General features: G+C 72.8%; 16 protein-coding genes. 7 read left to right on the forward strand and 9 right to left on the reverse strand.

The window, feature by feature from the left end; translation table 11 throughout:
* Positions 1-88 precede the first annotated feature (88 nt).
* Both DFP74_RS32815 and DFP74_RS32820 read left to right on the forward strand, forming a co-directional pair.
* Positions 89-4,276, forward strand: a complete 4,188-nt coding sequence (locus tag DFP74_RS32815; protein ID WP_121187880.1) for an SCO7613 C-terminal domain-containing membrane protein — start codon at positions 89-91, stop codon at positions 4,274-4,276.
* Positions 4,277-4,551: 275 nt separating this feature from the next.
* Complete coding sequence (locus DFP74_RS32820; protein WP_370013460.1) at positions 4,552-4,848, forward strand: pyridoxamine 5'-phosphate oxidase family protein; 297 nt, start codon at positions 4,552-4,554, stop codon at positions 4,846-4,848.
* Between the two features lie 108 nt (positions 4,849-4,956).
* On the opposite strand, the gene DFP74_RS32825 is transcribed toward DFP74_RS32820, so the two are convergent.
* From DFP74_RS32825 to DFP74_RS32835, 3 genes are all read right to left on the reverse strand, one after another.
* Complete coding sequence (locus DFP74_RS32825; protein WP_121187882.1) at positions 4,957-6,339, reverse strand: PhoH family protein; 1,383 nt, start codon at positions 6,337-6,339, stop codon at positions 4,957-4,959.
* Positions 6,340-6,609: 270 nt separating this feature from the next.
* Positions 6,610-7,371, reverse strand: a complete 762-nt coding sequence (locus DFP74_RS32830; protein ID WP_121187883.1) for an isoprenyl transferase — start codon at positions 7,369-7,371, stop codon at positions 6,610-6,612.
* 98 nt (positions 7,372-7,469) lie between these two features.
* Positions 7,470-8,027 carry an RNA polymerase sigma factor gene (locus DFP74_RS32835; protein ID WP_121187884.1) on the reverse strand — a complete coding sequence of 186 codons (558 nt, stop codon included), beginning with the start codon at positions 8,025-8,027 and terminating at the stop codon, positions 7,470-7,472.
* Between the two features lie 370 nt (positions 8,028-8,397).
* Here DFP74_RS32835 and DFP74_RS32840 point away from each other — a divergent pair, with 370 nt between their 5' ends.
* Entirely contained in the window at positions 8,398-9,765 is a 1,368-nt protein-coding gene (locus tag DFP74_RS32840; protein WP_121187885.1) for a serine/threonine-protein kinase, read from the forward strand.
* 192 nt (positions 9,766-9,957) lie between these two features.
* On the opposite strand, the gene DFP74_RS32845 is transcribed toward DFP74_RS32840, so the two are convergent.
* The 3 genes from DFP74_RS32845 to mca form a co-directional block, all read right to left on the reverse strand.
* Positions 9,958-11,994 (reverse strand): thioredoxin domain-containing protein, encoded by a 2,037-nt coding sequence (locus tag DFP74_RS32845; protein ID WP_121187886.1) that lies wholly within the window; start codon positions 11,992-11,994, stop codon positions 9,958-9,960.
* Positions 11,995-12,079: 85 nt separating this feature from the next.
* Positions 12,080-12,406: a hypothetical protein gene (locus DFP74_RS32850; protein ID WP_121187887.1), complete on the reverse strand. Its 327-nt coding sequence runs from the start codon at positions 12,404-12,406 to the stop codon at positions 12,080-12,082.
* A 5-nt stretch (positions 12,407-12,411) separates the two neighbouring features.
* Positions 12,412-13,290 (reverse strand): mycothiol conjugate amidase Mca, encoded by an 879-nt coding sequence (mca, locus tag DFP74_RS32855; RefSeq protein ID WP_199725844.1) that lies wholly within the window; start codon positions 13,288-13,290, stop codon positions 12,412-12,414.
* Positions 13,291-13,447: 157 nt separating this feature from the next.
* On the opposite strand from mca, the gene DFP74_RS32860 reads away from it, so the two are divergent.
* The 3 genes from DFP74_RS32860 (at position 13,448) to DFP74_RS32870 (ending at position 15,295) form a co-directional block, all read left to right on the forward strand.
* A complete protein-coding gene (locus DFP74_RS32860; RefSeq protein WP_121187889.1) occupies positions 13,448-13,864 on the forward strand; it encodes a DUF4307 domain-containing protein in 417 nt (138 codons plus the stop codon).
* A 175-nt stretch (positions 13,865-14,039) separates the two neighbouring features.
* Complete coding sequence (greA, locus tag DFP74_RS32865) at positions 14,040-14,540, forward strand: transcription elongation factor GreA (protein WP_121187890.1); 501 nt, start codon at positions 14,040-14,042, stop codon at positions 14,538-14,540.
* A 161-nt stretch (positions 14,541-14,701) separates the two neighbouring features.
* The gene (locus tag DFP74_RS32870; RefSeq protein ID WP_121187891.1) at positions 14,702-15,295 is read left to right on the forward strand and encodes an RDD family protein; all 594 of its coding nucleotides are present in this window, start codon (positions 14,702-14,704) and stop codon (positions 15,293-15,295) included.
* Here DFP74_RS32870 and DFP74_RS32875 read toward each other — a convergent pair.
* The 3 genes from DFP74_RS32875 to DFP74_RS32885 form a co-directional block, all read right to left on the reverse strand.
* A complete protein-coding gene (locus DFP74_RS32875) occupies positions 15,288-17,060 on the reverse strand; it encodes a cation:proton antiporter (RefSeq protein ID WP_121187892.1) in 1,773 nt (590 codons plus the stop codon). The two genes, DFP74_RS32870 and DFP74_RS32875, sit on opposite strands and share 8 nt — an antisense overlap.
* 85 nt (positions 17,061-17,145) lie before the next feature.
* Positions 17,146-18,501, reverse strand: coding sequence for a hypothetical protein (locus DFP74_RS32880; protein WP_121187893.1), 1,356 nt, complete (start codon positions 18,499-18,501; stop codon positions 17,146-17,148).
* 126 nt (positions 18,502-18,627) lie between these two features.
* Positions 18,628-19,806, reverse strand: a complete 1,179-nt coding sequence (locus DFP74_RS32885) for an FIST N-terminal domain-containing protein (RefSeq protein WP_121188670.1) — start codon at positions 19,804-19,806, stop codon at positions 18,628-18,630.
* Between the two features lie 158 nt (positions 19,807-19,964).
* Here DFP74_RS32885 and DFP74_RS32890 point away from each other — a divergent pair, with 158 nt between their 5' ends.
* Entirely contained in the window at positions 19,965-21,383 is a 1,419-nt protein-coding gene (locus tag DFP74_RS32890; RefSeq protein ID WP_233571426.1) for a sigma 54-interacting transcriptional regulator, read from the forward strand.
* Positions 21,384-21,422: the final 39 nt, after the last annotated feature.

A 21,422-nucleotide genomic window follows, 5' to 3' on the forward strand; every position in this document is an offset into this window, starting at 1 on the left:
CCGGGGCGGCCGTCACGAGCTCCATGAGGAGTGCGCCTAGGTACGCGTACGGATGCCGCCGTCCGCGTGAGGCACCACCATGGGCGATATGAACGCCCACGGATCCCCTCCCTCCGCGGCCCCGCCCCTGCGGTGCCCCGACTGCGCCGAGCCGCTCCGGCCCGGCGCGTCGGCCTGTCCGCGGTGCGCCCTCGTTCTCGTCGGTCCGCTCGCCCAGCGGCTCTGGGAGCTCGACACCCAGCTCATGGAACTGGCCGACCGGTCGCGCCGGCTGCGCGCGGAACGGACCGAGGTGCACCGGCTCCTGCGGCGGGAGTCGGGGGCCCGCCGACCGGCCGCCCCGGTCGAGGCACTGACTCCCGCCGCGGGGCCGGCCCCGGCCGGAACGCCCGCGGCGCACCAGGGAGCGCCCTTCCCCGCCGGCGAGTACCACCGGGCTCCGGCGCCGCCCGCGCCGCGCCGGTCGGAGCTCTCCCGGCTCTCGGCCCAGAACCTCATCCTCGGGCTGGGCGCGCTGCTCGTCGGCATCGCCGCCCTGGTGTTCGCCGTGTGGACCTGGAGCGACCTGAGCACGGGCACGCGCGCGCTGGTCCTGGCCCTGACCACCCTGTTCTTCGCCGGCGTGGCCGTGCCCCTGCACCGTCGCGGGCTGACCTCGACCGCCGAGACCTTCGGAGCGCTGGGCGCCACGCTGCTGTGCGTCGACGCGCTCGCGCTCTACCTGATCTCCGACGGGATCACCAACGCCGCCGGATACGCGGCGGCCGCGCTGGCGGTGATCGGTGGGCTGCTGGTCCTCTACCCGCTGCTGGCCCCCCTGCGGTCCCCCCGGGTGATCGCGGTCCTGCTGCTCCAGCCGGTCCCGCTGCTGCTCGTGACCGCCGCCTCGTGGGACGGCCGCTGGCCCTGGACGCTGACCGCTCTCGCGGTGACGGCGCTGCTCGACGTCCTCGTCCAGTCCCGGATGGGCGCCCCGCGCCCGGGAGTCCCGGTGCGCACCCTGCACGTGGTCGCGCTGGTCGTGTGGGCCGCCGCGATCGGGCTCACCTCCCTGGCCGTGGTCCTGATGTCCTCCGTCACCGACCCGCTGCGGTGGTGGTCGGTGGCGGTCACACTCCTCGTCGCGGGTGCGACCTCGCTGCTCCTCGTGCGGCTGCCGCGGACCACGCCCTCCGAGGTCGCGCGGGGGCGGTTCCACGCGGTCGCGGCGCTCCTGGCCCTCGGACTGGTCCCCCTGGTCGCGGGCCCCTCCCACCTGCCGGTCCTGCCGCGCGTGCCCTGGCGGGCGTGGACGGACGACCCCTCCCTGGCGATGAGCTCGGCGACCGACGTCCTCGGGCTCACCTCCTACGCTGCGGACTCCCCCGCCGGGCCCGTCCAGCTGGCCGCGATCCTGGCCGGTGCGGCCCTGGCCGTCGGCGTGGTGGCGCTGCTGCGGCGCGGGCTCCTCGTGCCCGCCGTGGCCCTGGTGGCTCCCCCCGCGCTGCTGCCGGTCCCCCTCCTGCTGGGCTTGCCGCTGGTGGCGGCGGCCGTGTGGGCACTGCTGCTGGGCGCCGCGCTGATCGTGTGGGCCGTGGTGCTGCGCACCGGCCACCGGAACCGCGTCCCCGCGGTGACCGGGTTCCTGACCATGCTGACCGGGCTGCTGTGGGCCCTGCCCGAGTGGTACACGTCCGCGGCGGCCCTGCTCCTGATGGGCGCGACCGCGCTCGCGGCGGCCCTGGCGGCGCGCCGCACCACCGGGGACCGCGACGGCGGACCGGCCACCACCCTGTACGCGGCGGCCGCCGCGCTGTGGCTGGTGGTCCTCCTGGCCGGCGCTCCCCTGCTGTTCGCGCTGCTCCTCATGTCCGAACCGGACCGGATCCAGTGGTGGCTCCTGGCCGTCCTGGCCCTGGTGGCCGCGGCGACCGCCCTGCGGCTCGGCCGGATCGCTCCGCCGTTCGCGCGCGGATCGGCGCCGGACCCGCGTCCGCTCCTGGCCTGGGCCGGTCTGCTCCTGCTGCCGGGTGCTCCGCTGGCGGCCGTGGTCCACGGCTCGCCGTCGGCCCCGGTGTTCGTCGGCCAGCCAGCGATGTGGTCGGCGCCGCTGGCACGGACGCTCGAACCCGCGTCCACCGTCCTGGGGTACTCCGCCCAGCCCGGCGCGGGCGCGGCCGCCCTGTCGGCGCTGGGCCTGCTCGTGGCCGCCGCCCTGGCGATCGGGACCGTGCGCCTCGCCGACCCTCGGTCGGTGCCGGCCGCGATGGCCCTGACCGTCCCCGCGGCGCTGGTGCCGCTGCCCGTCGTCCTGGGCCTGCCCTACGTCGTCGCCGTGGTCTGGGCGCTGGCGGTCGGCGCCGCTCTGACGCTGTCGGTGGCCAGGACCGGCGACCGTCCGCACGCCTGGGTCGCCACGGCCACCGGGCTCGCCACGCTCCTGCTCGGTCTGGTGTGGGCGCTGCCGGAGCGGTACACGAGCCTGGTCGCCGCCGTCCTCCTGGCGTGCGCCGCACTGCTCGGCGCCCTCGAACTGCGCCGCCTGGGCCGGCCGGGGACGGGTCGTTCCGGCTCTCCGGTCCGCCTGGTGCACACGTCGGTCCTCGGGATCGGCGGCACCGCCCTGGTCCTGGTCGGCGCGCTGCTGGTCGACTCGACCGCGACCGTCCGCCACCTACCCGCCGTCTGGGCCCTGGCGGCGCTGGCGGTCCTGGTGGTCGCGACGGCCGCCCTGGTCGTCGGCCGCCTCCCCTACGCCTGGCCGTGGGCCTCGCACGCACCAGCCGCCGCCCCGGCCCCGGGCGCCCCGGCCCCGGGCACCCCGCCCGTCGCGCACGGTGAAGCGCCCCGTCCCACGCTCCGCCCGGCGCCCGCGGTGTCCCCGTACAGCGTGGCCGGCCTGGTGCTGCTGACGATCGCCCCGCTGATCGCCGGTCCGCCCGGACTGCCCGCCGTGACCTTCGCCTCCCGCGCCCACGACGCGGCTTCGGTGCCCCCGGAGGCGCTGATCGGGCCCGTGCACGCCGTCCTGGGATTCCCCGCGCCACAGGACTCCGCGATGGCCTTCGCGTTCGGCTGCCTCGTGGCCGGTGCGCTGGCCGTGCTCGCGGCCTGGCTGGTGGACCGTCCCCGCACCCTGCACGCCGCCGCGCTCGCGGGTCCGGCCGCGCTGCTCCCGCTGCCGGTCGCCCTGGGAGCGCCGTTCCTCACCGCGCTCGTGTGGACCCTCGCGCTGGGCGCCGGGCTGGCCCTGTGGGCGGCGCGCCTGGCCGACACACGGCTGAGCCGGCTGCCCGCGTCGACCGCCCTGTTCGTCCTGCTCGTCGGGTTCGGCTGGTCCCTGGTCGAGCCGTTCACGACCGCCGCGGTGCTGGCGTTCGTCGCCGTGACCGCCTCCTTCGCCGCGGCGCTGTCCCGGACGACGATCACCGCCGTGGGCGCGACCGCCCTGGCCACGGCGGCCACCGGCGGCCTCGCGCTGGCGCTGCCGCTGGCCCTGGACATGCCCGTCCAGCTCGCCGCGCTGGGCCCCCTCGCGGTGGTGGCGGGCGTGGCCGCGGTCGCCCCCCGCCTGCGGTCGCCGCTGTTGGAGGCCACGGAGGCCCCGGCCGCGGTGTGGGCGGTGGTGGCCCTGGCCGTCAGCTCCTTCGCGCACACGTCGGTCCGGGCGCCGGGCCCGGACCGGTTCGGCGCGCTCGCCGAGCCCCGGCCGGAACTGGTCGCGCTCGCCCTGGCGATCCTCGGGGTCATCGCCCTGGCCAGCGCGCTGCGTCCCGGCCGACGGCCGCTGGCCTTCGTCGGCGGGGTGCTGATGCTCATCGCGCTGTGGACGGTGCTGGCCGCCTGGGACGTGGGGGTGGCCGAGGCCTACACCATCGTGCCCGCGCTGGCCGCGCTGGTCCTGGGCTGGGAGTGGAGCCGCAAGGCCGAGGTCCCGCCGTCGAGCTGGGCGGCCTACGGAGGCGGGCTCGCCCTGCTCCTGCTGCCCACGGTCGGGCTGGTGCTGGGGGAACAGGACCTGCTCTGGCGGGTGCCCGCCGTGCTCGTCGCGGGGCTGGCCGTCGTGGTGTGGGGGCTGCGCCGACGTCTCCAGGCCGCGCTGGTGATCGGCGGAGCGGCTCTGGTCCTGGCCTCGCTGCGGGCCTTCGGTCCGCCGCTGTGGGACCTGACCCTGCTGCTGCCCAACTGGGTGCCGTTCGCGGTGGTCGGCGCGCTCCTGCTGGTCGTCGGCGCACGCTACGAGGCGAACCTGGCGCGCCTGCGCCGGCTCGGCCGCACGGTCGCGGCCATGCGCTGACCCGAGCACCCGCGCCGTAGGCCGGGGGTCAGCCGTAGGCCCGAGGGTTTCGAGGTAGCTGTTCGGCTGACGGATCCCCTGGGGGTTCGCTCGGGGCGCGCCAGTGTTCTGCAGGAGGAGACGGGGCCGCCAGCGAGCTTGCGAGCCAGGCAAGTCGACGACGAAGAACACTGGCTTCCGGCGCCCCGAGCACGCGGCCGAGCTTGCGAGGGCGCCAGAAGAACAGGCGGTGGCTGTGCACCCTGCGGCCGGACGGGTCTCCTCACACCACCCCGGTGTGGTTCGCCCATCTGCGCGACCGCTGGTGGATCAGCGTGGGGGCGCGGTCGGTCAAGGCCCGCAACGCCGCCGCCGATCCCCGGGTCTCCCTCGCACTCCAGGACGCGGACGCGCCCGTGGTCGCGCAGGGCCGCGTCACCGTCCACCACGGGGACTTCCCGCCGGACGTCGTGGCGGCCTTCCAGGAGCGGTACGACTACGACATCCGCGTCCCCTTCGAGCGCCAGGGGCAGGACCGCGCCCTGATGGAGGTGGGCGTCACCCGCTGGCTGCTGAGCGGCACCGCGCAGTAACGTGCCCGGCCCGGGGCCGGGACAGGGCCCGGAACCGGACGACCTGGGCGGGGGCAGAGCCCGGGTCGGCCGGTTCGGGTCGGGACGGCCCCTCGGGGCCTGCCCGGATCAGCTCTCCAGCATCTCCGTCACCAGCGCGGCGATCGGGGAGCGCTCGGAGCGGGTGAGGGTGACGTGCGCGAACAGGGGGTGGCCCTTGAGCTTCTCGATCACCGCGACCACGCCGTCGTAGCGGCCCACCCGCAGGTTGTCCCGCTGGGCGATGTCGTGGGTGAGCACCACCCGCGAGTTCTCGCCCAGCCGGGAGAGCACCGTGAGGAGAACCCCGCGCTCCAGCGACTGGGCCTCGTCCACGATCACGAACGCGTCGTGCAGCGAGCGCCCGCGGATGTGCGTGAGCGGCAGGACCTCCAGCATCCCGCGGTCCACGATCTCCTCGATGACCTCCTCGGTCGTCACCGCCGACAGGGTGTCGTGCACCGCCTGGCCCCAGGGGGTCATCTTGTCGTTCTCGGTGCCGGGGAGGTAGCCCAGCTCCTGGCCGCCCACGGCGTACAGCGGGCGGAACACCATCACCTTGCGGTGCTGGCGGCGCTCCAGGACCGACTCCAGGCCCGCGCACAGCGCCAGCGCCGACTTGCCGGTGCCCGCGCGCCCGCCCAGGGAGACGATGCCGACGTCGGGGTCGGTGAGCAGGTCCAGCGCGACCCGCTGCTCGGCGCTGCGGCCGTGCAGACCGAACACCTCCCGGTCGCCGCGCACCAGCTTCACCGACTTGTCCGGCTGCACCCGGCCCAGCGCCTTGCCTCGCTCGGAGACCAGCACCAGACCCGTGTGGCAGGGCAGGTCGCGGGCCTGCTCGATGTCGCTCGTCCCGCCCTCGAACAGCTCACCGATCTGGTGGGCGGGCACGTCCAGTTCGGCCATGCCCGTCCAGCCGTGCTCGATGGCCAGCTCCGCGCGGTACTCGTCGGCCGGCAGACCGATGGCGGAGGCCTTGATCCGCATCGGCAGGTCCTTGCTGACGAGGACGACGTCACCCTCCTCCCCGTCCGGGCCGGGCTCGTGCCCGTGCGGTGCGGCCTGGAGGTTGCGAGCCACCGTCAGGATCCGGGTGTCGTTGTCGCCCAGCCGGAAACCCGCCGGCAGGATCGACGGATCGCTGTGGTTGAGCTCGACGCGCAGCGTGCCGCCCTGGTCGTTCACGGGTACCGGATCGTCCAGGCGACCGTTGGCGACCCGCAGGTCGTCCAGGAGGCGGAGCGCCCGACGAGCGAAGTACCCGAGTTCCGGGTCGTGACGCTTGCTCTCCAGCTCGGTGATCACCACCACGGGGATGACGACCTGGTGCTCGGCGAACCGAGTCACGGCCATCGGGTCGGCGAGCAGGACGCTGGTGTCGAGCACGTAGACGCGCATGCCCTCTCCGGCCTCCGGGACGGGGGCGGTGGGGGACTGGGTGTCGCGGCGATCGGTCGAGGAACTAGCCACTCGTTCTCCCCTTGGGCACCACTGGGGCACCCTACTGTCACGGGATCATGGAGGACCGGGACCAAGCCCCTGAGGGCCGGGTCCGGCCCTCCTCGTCGAAGTTCCTCGGTGACGCAGGAGTTCAATGAGCCGGGGCCTCCCGAACGGGTGGACGATCGCCACCCGCCTGTTCCGACGCTACGCGCCCGTGGACCCCGGGTCCAGGCTCCCGTCCCTACACACGGTGAACACCGCGTTAAGGAGACGGCCGTCTGGGAGCTGCTGAGGGGTTCAGGAGCCGAAGCGGCGGTTGCGCGCGCCGTACGAGCGCAGTGCACGGAGGAAGTCCACCCTGCGGAACGCGGGCCAGTAGACCTCGCAGAAGTAGAACTCGGAGTGCACGCTCTGCCAGAGCATGAAGCCGGACAGACGCTGTTCCCCGGACGTGCGGATGAGCAGATCGGGGTCGGGCTGACCGCGCGTGTAGAGATGCCGTGCGATGTCCTCGATGTCCAGGCGCTCGGCCAGCTCCTGGATACCGGTGCCCTTGGCCGCCTCCTCGTGGAGGAGTGACCGAACCGCATCAGCGATCTCACGTCTACCCCCATACCCGACGGCGACGTTGACAACCAGGCCTGGGTTGCCGGATGTGGCCGACTCCGCCTCCTTGAGGGCGCGGGCGGTGGAGTCGGGCAGCACGTCGAGCGCCCCGACGGGGCGGGTGTTCCAGCCCTCCTCGCGCAGCCGGGCGATCGTGGCCTCGATGATCCGCACCAGCGGGCCCAGCTCGGACTCGTCGCGCGTCAGGTTGTCGGTGGAGAGCATCCAGAGCGTGACGACCTGCACCCCGAGCTCGTCGCACCAGCGGAGCAGCTCGAAGATCTTGTCCGCACCGGCCTGGTGGCCCTGTTCGGCCGCCCGCTTTCCGCTGCTCTTCGCCCACCGGCGGTTGCCGTCCATCGCGACACCGACGTGACGTGGGATCTCCTGGCTGGTCAGGCGGCGTTCCAGCCGCCTTTCATAGAGCCAGTACAGGGGGTCACGGAGCCCCATGGGCGAAACCTCTCAGAGCTGGAACATGGCCGGCACGCACACTCCTGTGGCTGAATGTGCCGACGGGGATGGGATCCAGGGTAGTTCGCCGCGGGACTCTACGTCACGGCCAGGGACTTGCGCACGTGCTTGCGTCCCTGGTGGATACGGGACTTGACCGTGCCCAGGGCGAGGTTCAGCTCGGAGGCGATCTCGTTGTAGTCCATCTGGCACAGGTCGCGCAGCACCAGCGGCGCGACGAGGTTGGGGCGCTCCTTCTCCAGCTGGTCGAGGGCCTCCAGCAGGTCGATGCGCGAACCGGCGATGACGCTCGTGGTGCGGGGGTCGCTCTGCGGGGGCATGCGCTCGGCCTCGGTGGGGTACTCGGCCGAACGGCGCTTCATCGAACGGTAGGTCTGGCGCGCGGAGTTGGACACCACGGTGTAGAGCCACGTGGTGAAGAGCGAGTCGCCCTTGAAGCTGTCGATCTTGCGCGCCACGCGCAGCAGCGCGTCCTGGCAGGCCTCCTCGGCGTCCTGCCGGTAGGGCAGGAACCGGGCGCACCGGCGCAGCACCTCGGGCTGGATCCGTCGGAGCAGGTCGTCCAGGGCGGCGGCGTCGCCCGCCTTGGCGCGGCGTGCGAGCTCCTCCAGCTCCTCGTCGACGTTGCTCGCCACCCGTCGGCGGGGTTTCGGAGCCGAACGGTCGGCCTGGTCTTCGTATTCGCCACTGCTCATGGCTGGCTCTCTCCCTGGCTGACGGCAGACATCCGTCCGATTGGAGGACGCGTGAGCGTCCACGATGGATCACGCGTCACGTGGACGCGGGCCGACCTCCTGTCGGCCCGCCGCACAGGTGACACCGGGTTTCGGCCACCATTCCCATGGTGCACACGACTGTCCGGGCATTCCACCCAGTTTCGCCGCCCTCACCCACCGGCGCCACCCGAAGACGTGGATCATATCCACGAAAGCGAATGCGAACGCGTACATGGTGTATTAGTGGGCAACGACCGCGTACGCACCCCCCTGACAGACCGAGGCGGAAATGAGTCAACCGGAGGCCTTCGGGCGTTACCGCGTCATACGACGCCTGGGTTCCGGTTCGTTCGCCACGGTATGGCTCGCCCAGGACGATCTGCTCAACTATCCGGTCGCCATCAAGGTACTCGCCGAGAACTGGGCGCACCAGATGGACATCCAGCACCGCTTCCTGGAGGAGGCGCGCATCCTGCGCCAGACCGACTCCACGTGGCTGGTGGCCGTGCACGACGTGGACGTCCTGCCCGACGGGCGCCCGTACATGGTGATGACCTACGCCGACCAGGGCAGCGTCTCCGACCTCGTTCAGCGAGGTCAGCTGCCCTTGGACGAGGCGCTGCGGCTGCTGACCGAGATCGGTCAGGGCATCACCGTGCTGCACAACCACGGCACGATCCACCGCGACATCAAGCCCTCCAACGTGCTGCTCCAGTCGTCACCCGTGGGACAGCGGGTGCTGGTGGCGGACCTGGGGTTCGCCAAGTCCATCGACGAGGCCTCGGGCTTCACCGCGGCCGCGGGGACCCCCGGCTACATGTCGCCGGAGCAGAGCATTCCCGGCGGTGACCTGGACGTCCGCTCGGACGTGTACTCGCTCGGCGCGGTCGCCTACGAGCTCATCACGGGGCGTCCGCCCTCGCGTCCGCCGGTCCGGATCGCACCTGGCCGGATCCGGCCAGGGCTGCCCCCGGCACTGGACGACCTCATCCTGTCCGCACTTTCGGTGGACCGAGAAAGCCGTCCAGCGGACGCCAAAACCTTCACCGACCGCGTCAGGGCGATCCGCATGGCGCCCGATCTGCCAAGCGCGGACCCGTGGTGGCAGCGGTACCGGATGCCGTGGCGCCGCGCCGGCGTGCTGGCCGCGGCCCTGGTGGCCCTGACCGCTGTGCTGACCGCCTCGGTCGGCACCCCCGGCCAGTCCCTGGCCACGGTGCGGCTGGCTCCCCAGGAGATCTCCATGACCGTCCCGCGCGCGTGGGCCCAGGACTTCCACCCGACCATGGAGGCCCGTCCGGCCGCCACGAGCGCGGGCGCCGGCGCCGGCATGCTCGTGGCCACCGACACCGAGCGCTGGGCCGACACGGAGGTGCCCTCCTACGGGGTGTACACGACCGTGATCCCGGGCTCGCGCCCCCTGGAGGGCGTCGCCGACGCCGACGCCTGCGAGGGCACCCCGCAGGAGCGCGGGCTCTCCCTGAGCGACTGGGTGGGCACGGCGTGGGACTGGCCCGACTGCAACGGGTCGGGCGCCTTCACCAGCGTCGCGGTCCACATGGAGGGCGAGCCCACCACCGTGTACATGGAGGTCCGCCAGCCGCACCACAGACCGGACGTGGTCGACCGGATCGTGAACGGGCTGGAGTTCCACTAGCTCTCCCCCTGGTGCCCTCTTTCCGGCGCCCCCGCAGGCCCGCCCGTCGCCCGCCACCACCCGGACGCCTGCGGCGCAGCCCTTCCCGGTTGCGTGCTCGGGCCCCGGGGTTCTGGTGGGGCTCGTGTGGACGCGGAACCCCCCGCGGGCGCGCGCCTCGTCCGGAGGGGACGCCCGCTGAGGGAGGCCGGGTCAGGTGGCGGTGAGCTGGTCGCGGAGCTCGTCGGGCGTGGTGACGGGAAGCTTGCAGACGAAGCCCTCGCAGACGTAGGCCGTCGGGCGGCCGCCGCGCGGGGTCCGGTCCCGCAGCAGCGGCACTCCCCCGTCGTCGACGCCGTCCCCCCGGGACAGGGCTGTCCCCAGCGGGGCCCACCGCAGTGCCGTCCGCACCAGTTCCTCGGTGGCGGGGTCGGTCGGATCGCCGACGACGGCGACCGCGCGCGGGCCCGTGAGCAGGGCCTCCCCCGTGGCCAGCCCCCAGCCGGCGAACCGGGCGGCCTTCTCCGCCAACAGGGACACCGCCGACAGCGCCGACTCGGCGGCCGTCCGGTGGCGCTCGGACCCCGTGAGCGCGGCGTAGGTGAGCAGGGCGGACGCCGCGGCGAAGCGACCGGAGGGAGTCACACCGTCGGTCGGGTCCTGGGGGCGGCTGAAGAGCTGTTCGGCGTCGTCGGCGGTGTCGAAGAACCCGCCGTCGCCGTCGGCGAAGCGTTCCAGGACCGTGTCCAGCAGGCGCCCGGCCTCGTGCGCGTACCGCGCCTGCCCGGTGACCCCGTGCAGGGCGAGCAGCCCTTCGGCGACGTCGGCGTAGTCCTCCAGCACGCCGGCGCTGGTCCCGGCCCGGCCATCGCGCGAGGTCCGCACCAGACGCCCGTCCACCATGTGCGTGGTCAGGAGCAGGTCGGCGGCGTCGCGGGCCGCACCGACCAGGTCGGGGCGCTCCAGGAGCACGCCCGCCTCGGCCAGGCCGGCGATCGCCAGCCCGTTCCAGGCGGCCACCACCTTGTCGTCGCGCGCCGGCGGCACGCGCTCGGCCCGGGCGTTCAGCAGGGCCGCGCGGACCCGGTCGTAGCGCCACCGGTCGGCGGGCGAGGAGGGCAGCCGCAGCACGGAGGACCCGCGCTCGAAGCTGCCCTCCTCGGTCACCACGAAGGTGCGTGCGGCGAAGTCGGCGTCCTCCTCGCCCAGGACCTCCCGCAGCTGGGCGGGCGTCCACACGTAGTAGGTGCCCTCCTCGCCCTCGCTGTCGGCGTCCAGGGCGGAGGCGAATCCCCCCTCGGCTGTGCGCAGGTCGCGCACCATCCAGTCGGCGGTCTCCTCGGCCACCGCGCGCAGCACCGCGTGCTCGTTCGCCGTGACCGGTCCCTGCTCCGGGGGCCGACGGGTCATCCGGGTGTAGGCGCGCAGCAGCAGGGCGTTGTCGTAGAGCATCTTCTCGAAGTGCGGCACGACCCAGCCCTTGTCGACGGAGTACCGGGCGAAGCCCCCGCCGAGCTGGTCGTAGATCCCCCCTCGGGCCATCGCCAGGGCGGTCCCGCCGGCCATCAGCGCGGCGGGGGTGGGCTCGTCCGCGGTCTGGTACGGCCGGGTGCGCTCGTCCTGGGCGATGAGGAAGGACAGCAGCATCGACGGCGGGAACTTGGGCTCGGTCCCGAAGCCGCCCTCGGCGTTGTCGTAGTCGCGCACCAGCGCCCGCACGGCCAGGTCGAGCCGGTCGGCCCCCGGGGGCTCGGCGGACGGCAGCGTCCGCGGCGCCGAGAGGGCGTCGACCACGCGCTGTCCCTGGTCGAGGAGCTCGTCGCGCTTGTCCCGCCAGGCGCTCGCCACGCCTTCGAGGAGCCGCTGGAAGTAGTCGCGCGGGAAGTAGGTCCCGCAGTAGAAGGGGGCGCCGTCCGGGGTGGCGAACACGGTCATCGGCCACCCGCCCTGGCCGGTCATGGCCTGGGTCGCCTCCATGTACACCGCGTCGACGTCGGGGCGCTCCTCGCGGTCCACCTTGATGTTGACGAACAGAGCGTTCATCCGGTCCGCGGTCGCCTGGTCCTCGAAGGACTCGTGCGCCATGACGTGGCACCAGTGGCAGGCGGCGTAGCCGACGGAGATCAGCACCGGCACGTCGCGCCGGCGCGCCTCGGCGAAGGCCTCCTCACACCAGGGCCACCACTCGACGGGGTTGTCCGCGTGCTGCAACAGGTACGGGCTGGTCGCGTCGCTCAAACGGTTCGGCATGGTTCCACTGTGCCACTCGCCACCAAGGCGGGCACGGGGTCCCGCCCCTCCCGCGGGTCACGGCGGGCAGGGCGGGAGGCCGAGCTCAGGCGCCGCGGTCCGGGGCCGGGGCGTCGCCCTCGGGAGCGTCCCCGGCGGCGGCGGTGACCTCGGCGCGGTCCCCCTCGGCCGGCGCGCCGTCCGCCTCGTCCGTCTCGTCCGCACCGTCCTCGTCGGCCTGCGCCGCGGAGCGCTCGGCCTCCTCGGCGCTGCGCAGCGTGCCGAGCTTGCCCGACATGTTGCGCATGAGGAAGTAGAGCGCCACGCCGATCGCGGCCACCATGAGGAAGCCCAGGACGCCCGGCGTCACGGCGTCGCGGTCCACGTCGACGCTGTCGGCCAGGACGACAGCGGAAGTGAGAAGGGTGTTCATGCCACTCATACTCTCACTGCTTCTCGGACACCGTCGAAGAGGTCCTTCTCAGGGACCTCGGTGTCCACCAGCGAGCGCACCAGGTGGTAGTCCTCGGTGGGCCAGGCCTCGGCCACCACGTCGTTGGGGATCGCGAACCAGAAGCCGTTGGGGTCGACCTGGGTCGCGTGCGCCTTGAGCGCCTCGTGCGCGACGTCGAAGTACTCGGAGCAGTGCACCCGGGTCGTGATCTCCCACGTGGGGCGGTCACGGTCCTTGATCCGCTCCACCCACTCCGCGAACGGGTTCTCCATGCCGCGCTCGGCCAGGACGTCGGCCAGGGCGTCGAAGCGCTCGGGCGGGAAGGAGACGAAGTAGTACAGCTTCAGCGGCTGCCAGGGGTCGCCCGCGTCCGGGTAGGCGTCGGGGTCGCCCGCCGTGTCGAAGGCGCGCATCGAGACCTTGTGGGTCATGATGTGGTCGGGGTGGGGGTAGCCGCCCTGCTCGTCGTAGGTGAGGACCACGTGCGGACGGAACCGGCGGATCGACGCCACGAGGGGCTCGGCGGCCTCGTCCACCGGCATGGTGGCGAAGCAGCCCTCGGGCAGCGGCGGCAGCGGGTCGCCCTCGGGCAGGCCCGAGTCCACGAACCCGGCGAACTCCTGCTGGATGCCCAGGATCTCGCGGGCCCGGTCCATCTCCTCACGTCGTACCTGGGCGATGTTCTCCAGGATTTCGGGGCGGTCCATGGCGGGGTTGAGGATGTCACCGCGTTCGCCACCGGTCATGGTGACGACGAGCACGTCAACGCCCTCGTTCACATAGCGCGCCATGGTGGCCGCGCCCTTGCTGGACTCGTCATCGGGGTGGGCATGAACGGCCATAAGCCGCAGGCGCTCGGACAACGGAAGGGATCTCCTTGACTCGGTGGGCGGACGCGTGGTCGCGGCCGTCCGGACGCCCCACGCCATCGGTCCCCGCGACTCACGGACGGGCCGAGTAGGGGGGCTGTCAGGTCGGGGATATCTTAGACAACACCGTCCCCTTGTTCGGAGATTCCCGATGCAGCCGACCCCGGAAGAAGACCCCGTGAACAGTGCCGACTCCGCTCCCGCGCTACGCAAGCGGCACGGCAACGGCCCGGTCTTCTTCGTCATCGCGACCGTGTTCGCGGTGCTGTGCGCCGTCGGCTGGGGCTACTCCGTCATGAACTACAGCGGCCTGGGCGGTGGCGTGTACCACCAGGTGGTGTCGTACTCGGTACCGTCGTCCGACGAGGCGGCCATCACCTACGAGGTGAACAGCCGCGGTGGCGCCGACTGCCTGATCACCGCGTTGGACGGCCAGCACGTCGAAGTCGGCCAGACCAGGTCCACCGTCGAGGCCGGGAACCGGATGGTCACCACGACCGTTGACACGGTTCGAGAGGCTTCCACGGTAGAAGTGGCCTCGTGCAGGGAACAAGGTTCGCAAGACTGATCGCACAGACCGCCCCTACCGGTCCCGGCCACGACCGCTGAACCGACGCGTCACCGCACACCGCGCGACGGCGGCCTCCGATGAGGAGACCGTGCGTCACGACACGCGGTGATATTCTCGTAAGTTCAGCTCTGGCCGCCTGGTGGCCTTTGCTACTAGCACTCAAGGAGTTCCCGTGACCCAGACCCGCGATGACAACGTCACCTGGCTCACCCAGGAGGCGTACGACCGGCTCAAGGGAGAGCTGGACCGCCTGTCGGGGCGTGGTCGCATCGAGATCGCGGAGAAGATCGAGGCGGCCCGCGAAGAAGGCGACCTCAAGGAGAACGGCGGTTACCACGCCGCCAAGGAGGAGCAGGGCAAGATGGAGGCCCGCATCCTCCAGCTCACCGAGATCCTGCGCACCGCGCGCGTGGGCGAGGCCCCGCGCACCGAGGGCGTGGTCGGTCCCGGCATGACCGTCACCGTCAAGTTCGACGGCGACGACGACGAGGTCACCTTCCTCCTCGCCTCCCGCGAGGAGAGCGGTGCGCCCATCGACGTCTACTCGCCCAGGTCGCCCCTCGGCGCGGCCATCAACGGCAAGCGCGTGGGTGAGAACGTGAGCTACAAGCTCCCCAGCGGCAAGAGCCTGGGTGTCGAGATCATCGACGCGGTCCCTTACAGCGGCATGTGACCGGTACACGGCGTTGACCGAAAGGGGCGGCCACGGCCGCCCCTTTCGGTGTTCCCGGGGTCGAGGGCGTGTGCCGTGTCTGCGGCCGTCGGTACTCTGAAGCGTGCGCCGGCCCGCGACGCCCCCGGAGTACCACGCCCCACGGAGAGACGCCCACACCGATGTCCTCGCCCCACTGGAACCCCCCTCAGCGCAGCACCCACTCCACCGGCGGGTGGGAGATGGCCCCGTACCCGCACGGCGCGGAGCCGACCACCCCGCCCGGTTGGGTCCCGCCCGCGGCGGCTCCGGCGCCCGCCCCGGAGGAGGCCTCGTTCGGTCGCCGCCTGGCCGCGCGGACCATCGACTACGTGCTGGCGGGCATCACGGCCGTGGCGTTCTTCATGGCCATGATGGTCGTGACCGTGGCCATCAACGGCAGCACGGACTCCACCGACGGCGAGATCGCCCTGTGGTCCCTGCTCTGGGTCTTCGGGTGGGGCCTGCTGCTGTTCTTCTACGACTGGCTGTACCTGGTCACCTGGGGCCGCACCCTCGGCAAGCTGATGCTGGGGATCAAGGTGGTCTCCGCCGCCGACGGCGGACGGCTCTCCCAGGGCCAGGCCGTGGGCCGCTCGGCGCTCTTCTGCCTCCCCCAGACCCTGCCCGTCGCGGGCCACCTGTTCTCGCTCGGGGAGTCCATGGCCGCGCTCGGCACCGGCGGCCGGTCGGTGCACGACCGCGCGGCCGGCACGAAGGTCGTGCGCGTCAGGTAGGCGCGTGGCCGGAACCGGCCCCGGTGTCGGGCCCGGTTTCCGGCCCCGGCCCGCCGGGACGTTCGGAGCGATCGGCGTGCTCTGCGCGATCGGAGCTTTCGGAGCGATCAGAGTGCTCTGAGCGATCCGACCGGTCCCCGTCCGCGTGCTCGCGGACCAGGTCCACGATGGTGTCGGCGCCCCGTTCGTAGGGTTCCACCACCATGTCGGCCCCGGCCGCGCGCAACCTCTCGGCGTCGCGCCGGGTCAGTGTGGAGAGCACCACCGTTCCCGCGTACTCGTGGTGCTGGAGCGCGTGCAGCAGCACCAGGTCGACGTTGGACGACGGGATCGCGCTGATCACCATGGGCGTGGTCGCCAACGGCAGCGCCTCCAGGAACTCCACGTCCTCGGCGCTGCCGTACACCGTGGTCACCCTCGGGTGGATGCTCCGGGCGACCCTCTGGGGGTCGTAGTCCACGGCCAGGACGTCGAATCCGGCCTCCGCGATGCGGTGGGCCGTGCTGCGGCCCATCCGGCCCAGGCCGTAGAGGATCACGTCCGCTCGCCCCACCTGGTCGGCGGGCAGCCGACGGGTCCGCCCGATCCGGTCCAGCGGCTCCAGCCAGCGCTTGACCCGGTCGTAGAGTTGCTTGGAGTACAGGATCAGGTACGTGGAGATACCGATCGTGATCAGGCCGACCACGGTCACCAGGCTCAGCGTCGTACTCGTGATGTGCCCCAGGCTCAGTCCGAGCGCGGCCAGGATCAGGGAGAACTCGCTGATCTGGGCGACCGAGAGCCCCGACAGGAAGCCGATCCGCACCGGGTACCCCATCAGGCGCATGATGAGCACGACGATGATCGGGTTCCCGACCAGCACGAACAGCGACAGCACCACGGCCTCGAACAGCTGCCGTGTGGCGTCGGCGAACTCCAGTTGGGCGCCGAGCTGGATGAAGAAGAACAGCAACAGGAAGTCCCGCAGGCTCACCAGGCGGGCGCCGAGCGCGTCCCGGTAGGTGGTCGAGGCCAGGGACATGCCGGCGAGGAAGGCCCCCACCTCCAGGCTGAAGCCGAGCCACTCGGTGACGGCCGCCACGGACACGGCGTAGGCCACGCCGAAGATGACCAGCAGCTCCTGCGAGCGCGCGATGTAGTACAGCAGCCAGGGCAGCACGAAGCGCGACAGCAGCGCCAGCCCGAGCAGCAGCCCGGCCCCGGTGCCCACGGTGAGCGCGACGCGCTCGGGCATGGCCTCGGTGCTCGACCCCCCGAAGGACGTCAGCGCGATCATGACCAGGACCACGACGATGTCCTGGACGATGAGGAAGCCGACCGCGATCCGGCCGTGCAGCTGGTCCAGCTCCCGCTTGTCCGAGAGCAGCTTGACGATGATGATCGTGGAGGAGAAGGTCAGCGCCACGGCCACGTAGAGCGCGGTGACCGAGTCCATGCCCAGGCCGAGGGCGATTCCGTAGCCGATCACCGAGGTGAACACCACCTGGCCGATGCCGGTGGCCAGGGCCACGGGCCCGGTCGTGCGGATCAGGTGCAGGTCCAGCCGCAGACCGACCATGAACAGCAGCATCGCGATGCCGGTCTGGGCGAGGAGTTCGATGACGCCGTCGTGCGAGACCAGGCCCAGGCCCACCGGACCGACGAGGATCCCGACGGCGATGAAGGCGACGATCAGCGGCTGCCGCAGCAGGTTTCCGAGCAGCGCCACGGCCGCCGCCACCGCCAGGACAGCGGCGAACACCCAGAACTCGTGTGCAGCCGTCATTGTCCCGATCGAAACACATTCGCCCTGTTCAAAGCGAGTACGAACCGCAAAATCCACCCCCCGATCCGTGCGGCCCCGCCGCCGGTCACGGCGTCGGGAGACCGGTGCCGGAACCGCACTCCGGGGCCTCGGCGCCGCCGTCGGCGAACACCGCCGGCACGTAGTGGCCCTCACCGATCCGGTACCAGGTGCCGCCCGTCCCGAACGGCCCCGTGGCGGCGTCGCCCTCGGTCCGGCAGGCGACGTCCACGTTGGCCTTGTGGGCGGCCAGGCCCACCGGGTCGAACTCGGTACCCGGCCCGCCGCGCACGATCACCGGGTCGCTCTGCGTGCTGGTGGCGATCTCCGCGCGGGCCCGGTACTCGCCGGTCCACAGGTAGTCGACCTCCACCCAGCCGTTGGTGGGCAGCTGGAGGCCGTGGCGGAACGCGCCGTCGGCCAGATCGATCCCGGCGGGGTTGGCCACGCGGCGGCCGAAGCCGTCGAGGCCGTCGTTGTAGCCCTCGGCGTAGGCGGCCTGTGCCTGGGGGCGGCCGCGGTCCAGGTCGCGCCAGGACTGGCGGTCGTCGTTCCAGTGGTCGTCGGTGATGTTCCACGGGCCCACGTCCCACACGGGCAGGTAGGCGCAGCGCGGTTCGTGGGTCTCGGTGTCGCCCCTGCCCTCGGGGCCGAGCGCGCCGGTGGTGCACACGCGCACGGTGTACTCGCCGCCGCCGCGCGTGGCCAGGCCCCGCCGGGAGGGCAGGGCGACGAAGTGGTCGTCGGGGCGCACGGTGTGCCCGTTCGCGGTGGTGCCGCCCACCAGGCCGATGCGGGTCGCGAAGAGCCGGGCGGAGTAGGGCGCGTCGGGCACGGTCGCCTCACCCGTCCCGTCGCCGCCGTCCCCATCCACGTCACCGCCGCCGTCGACCTCGTCGTCGGCGTCCGGCTCCGCGTAGAGGGGTTCGAGGGGCCGCAGCCGGACCCCGTCCAGCGCGGAGTCGGCGCCGTCCAGCTCGACCCTGAGCTGGACGTGGGACACACCGGAGTCGAGGATCACCCGGCCGCCGCCCTCCGGGACGGGGTGCCACTCCGTCCACATGCCGTCGGACCGGGTCCCGCGCGCCTCGGCGGTCACGTCCTCGGCCGCGCCGTCCGTCTGGAGCCGCACGTCCAGGACGTCGGTGGCCTCCGTCAACGGCTGCTCGGGGAAGGTCGCCAGGCCGCTGCCCGCCCGCCCCGGCTCGCGGCGGGGCGCGGCCGTGGCGCCGGTCTTCTCCGAGTCCAGGCGCAGCGACCCGTCGTCGAGCACCAGCCCGACCCGGTCCGCGGACTCCAGGTCCTGCGGGAGCCAGCCCTCCTGAGCGTGCGCCAGGGGCGCCGCCGTCGGGAGCAGCAGGACGGCCGCGCCCAGCGCCGTCAGGGTTCGTACCGCGGTGCTCTCACACCGGTCGTCGGACATCGCGCCATCCCCACACATCACCTGGAGCACCAAAAGAGGTCACTCTTAGTAATCACACTGGTGTGGGCACACTCAAGGAGCTTGTGGCGAGTGTTGGTGATACGGCGGTAAAAGTCCGACTCGCCCTCAGCGGGCGAAGGCCAGCAGGCAGGCGGTGAACTCGTGCACGTGGTTGACCCCGCTCACCGGCCCGATCTCCCCCGCGGCGAAGAGCCCCGCCACCGCGTCCACGCCCAGGATGCGGCGGACCGCGAGCACGTCGTGGTCGGAGCGCGGGAACAGGGCGGAGCCGCGGCCGTTGCAGGAGAACAGCAGGCCGGCGCCGACGCTGCGGTCGGTGCCGAAGGAGGCGAGTCTGCGCGCCAGGTCCTCGTCGGCGGTCCCGGCGTCGCGCACCTGGAAGCGCACGGTCTGACCGACCTCCACCATGTCGCCGATCGTCAGCGCGCCGATCTCGGGGTCCGCGCCGCTGAGCGAACGGATCAGGAAGTCGCCCTGCTCGTGGTGGTCGGCGTACTCGTCCATGGCGATGCCGATGTGCAGCCCCTGCGAGGCCAGCTCCCGGTCCTCCTCGGACAGGCCCTCGACCAGCTCCTCCAGCTTCTCGTAGGCGTTGGTGCCCGCCAGTTCCACGAGCAGGTTGCCCTCCGCCTTGGTCACGGTCATGCTCGGGCCGATCGGTCGGCACCCCTGGCTGACCACGGTGCCCAGCACGCCGTCGCCGCCCACGAGGACGCCGATCGCACCGTTCTCGGCGACGTCGCCGTCGACGAAGAGCCGGACCGACTCCTCGCCGCGCAGCCCGTCGGCCATGCCGCCGACGACCGGCAGCCCGCCGAGGGCGTCGGTGGACTCGCGCACGAACGCCTGGGTGGGGAACTCGTAGGGGTTGGAGAGCAGGATGGCGGCCCGGTCCCGGGAGCTGGGCTCGCGCATGCCCACGACGGCCAGGTGGTCGCCCTCGATCACGGTGTCGAGCCGGAACGGGGTGATCTCCACGTCCGGCAGGCTCGCGCACCAGACGCTGACCGCGCCCTGGCCCTCCACGCCGCGGCCGCCACCGATCACGCCGGTGGAGCTGCACCCCAGGGTGACGGCGTCCCCGGCGAGCGCCATCACGCGCTTGCCGGCGAGGGTCACCTCCTCGGGGTCCGCGCCGCACACGAAGAAGCACAGCAGGTCGGCGCCGCCGCCCGCCTCCGTCGGCGCGCTCCCCTCCATCTGTTCCAAGGCCGCCATGACGGCGCGTTCGGCCGCGTTCACGAGGTCGGCCCCCGTCGTCAGTGCATCGCCGAACCGTGCCACCTGCCGCCACCCCGCTTCCACCGGCGCCTCGCGCCGGATCTGGGTCTTCGCCGTCCCTCCCATTCTTCCACTCCCCCGCCGCGCCGTCCCTGTTCACGTCGACGGACCTTCGATCCCCGCACCCGCCCGCCGGGACCGGTACGTACACTGCGGGGGTGATCCACGACTCACCCCCACCGCCCGGTCTCCCCCGCACCCTCGCCGACCTGCGCGCGTCCGGCCACGTCCACCGGCCCGTCGCCGCCGAGGTCCGCGAGAACCTGCTCCGGCGCATGGGGGCCGGAGAGGCCCGTTTCCCTGGTGTGCACGGCTTCGACGCGACCGTGCTGCCGCAGGTCGAGCGGGCCCTGTTGGCCGGGCACGACATCGTGCTGCTGGGCGAGCGCGGCCAGGGCAAGAGCCGGCTGATCCGCGCCATCGCCGCCCTGCTCGACGAGTGGTCCCCCTCCGTCGCCGACTGTCCGATCAACGACCACCCCTACGCCCCGGTGTGCGCGGGCTGCCGGCGGCGCTCGTCACGGGAGGGCGAGGCCCTGCCGGTGGCCTGGCGGCACCGCCGCGAGCGCTACGGCGAGAAGCTGGGCACGCCCGACACCGGCGTGGGCGAGCTGATCGGGGACGTGGACCCGGCACGGCTGGCCGAGGGCCGCTCGCTCGGCGATCCCGAGACCGTCCACTACGGGCTGGTGCCGCGCGCCAACCGGGGCGTGTTCTGCGTCAACGAGCTGCCGGACCTGCCCGCGCGCGCACAGGTGGCGCTGTTCAACGTGCTGGAGGAACGCGACCTCCAGGTGCGCGGGTACACGTTGCGGCTGCCCCTGGACATCCTGGTGGTGGCGAGCGCCAACCCGGAGGACTACACGAACCGGGGGCGGATCGTGACGCCGCTCAAGGACCGGTTCGGCGCCCAGGTCAGGACCCACTACCCGCCGGAGCTGGCCGACGAGCTGGCGCTGATCCGGCAGGAGGCGGCCCTGCCGCCGGGCACGTGCGTGCCCTCGCACCTGCTGGAGACCGTGGCGCGTTTCACCCGGCTGGTGCGGGCGCACAGGAAGGTGGATCCCCGCTCGGGGGTCTCCGTGCGCTTCTCGGTGGCCGCAGCCGAGACCGTGGCCGCCTCCGCCCTGCGCAGGGCGGCCCTGGTCGGCGAGGAGGTGCCCGTCGCCCGCGTGTGCGACCTGCCCGCGGTGGTGGAGCCGCTGCTCGGCAAGGTCGAGTTCGACATCGCCGCCGAGGGCCGGGAGGCGGAGCTGCTGCACGCCCTGCTGCGCCGGGCGACCGCCGAGGTCTTCCGTGAGCGGTTGGGGGAGGCCGACCTGTCGCCCCTCGCCGACCGGTTCTCCGGCGGCGGCACGGTGGAGTCCGGGGACCTGGTCGGCGCGGCCGAGCTACTGCGCCGGGTCGGCGGGGTGCCGGGGCTGGCGGACATGATCTCCCGCGCGGCTCCCGAGGAGCAGGACGGCCCGCCGACTCCGGGACTGGCGGCGGCGGTGGTCGAGTTCGCGCTGGAGGGGCTCTATCTGGAGCGGAGGCTGTCCAAGGACACCGTCGCCGACGGCGGCGTCTACCGGTTCTGACCAGAGGGGACGGGGCGTTGGTGGGAGACGTGCGAGTGG

This window comes from Nocardiopsis sp. Huas11 (assembly GCF_003634495.1).
In the GTDB taxonomy this organism is placed as follows: domain Bacteria; phylum Actinomycetota; class Actinomycetes; order Streptosporangiales; family Streptosporangiaceae; genus Nocardiopsis.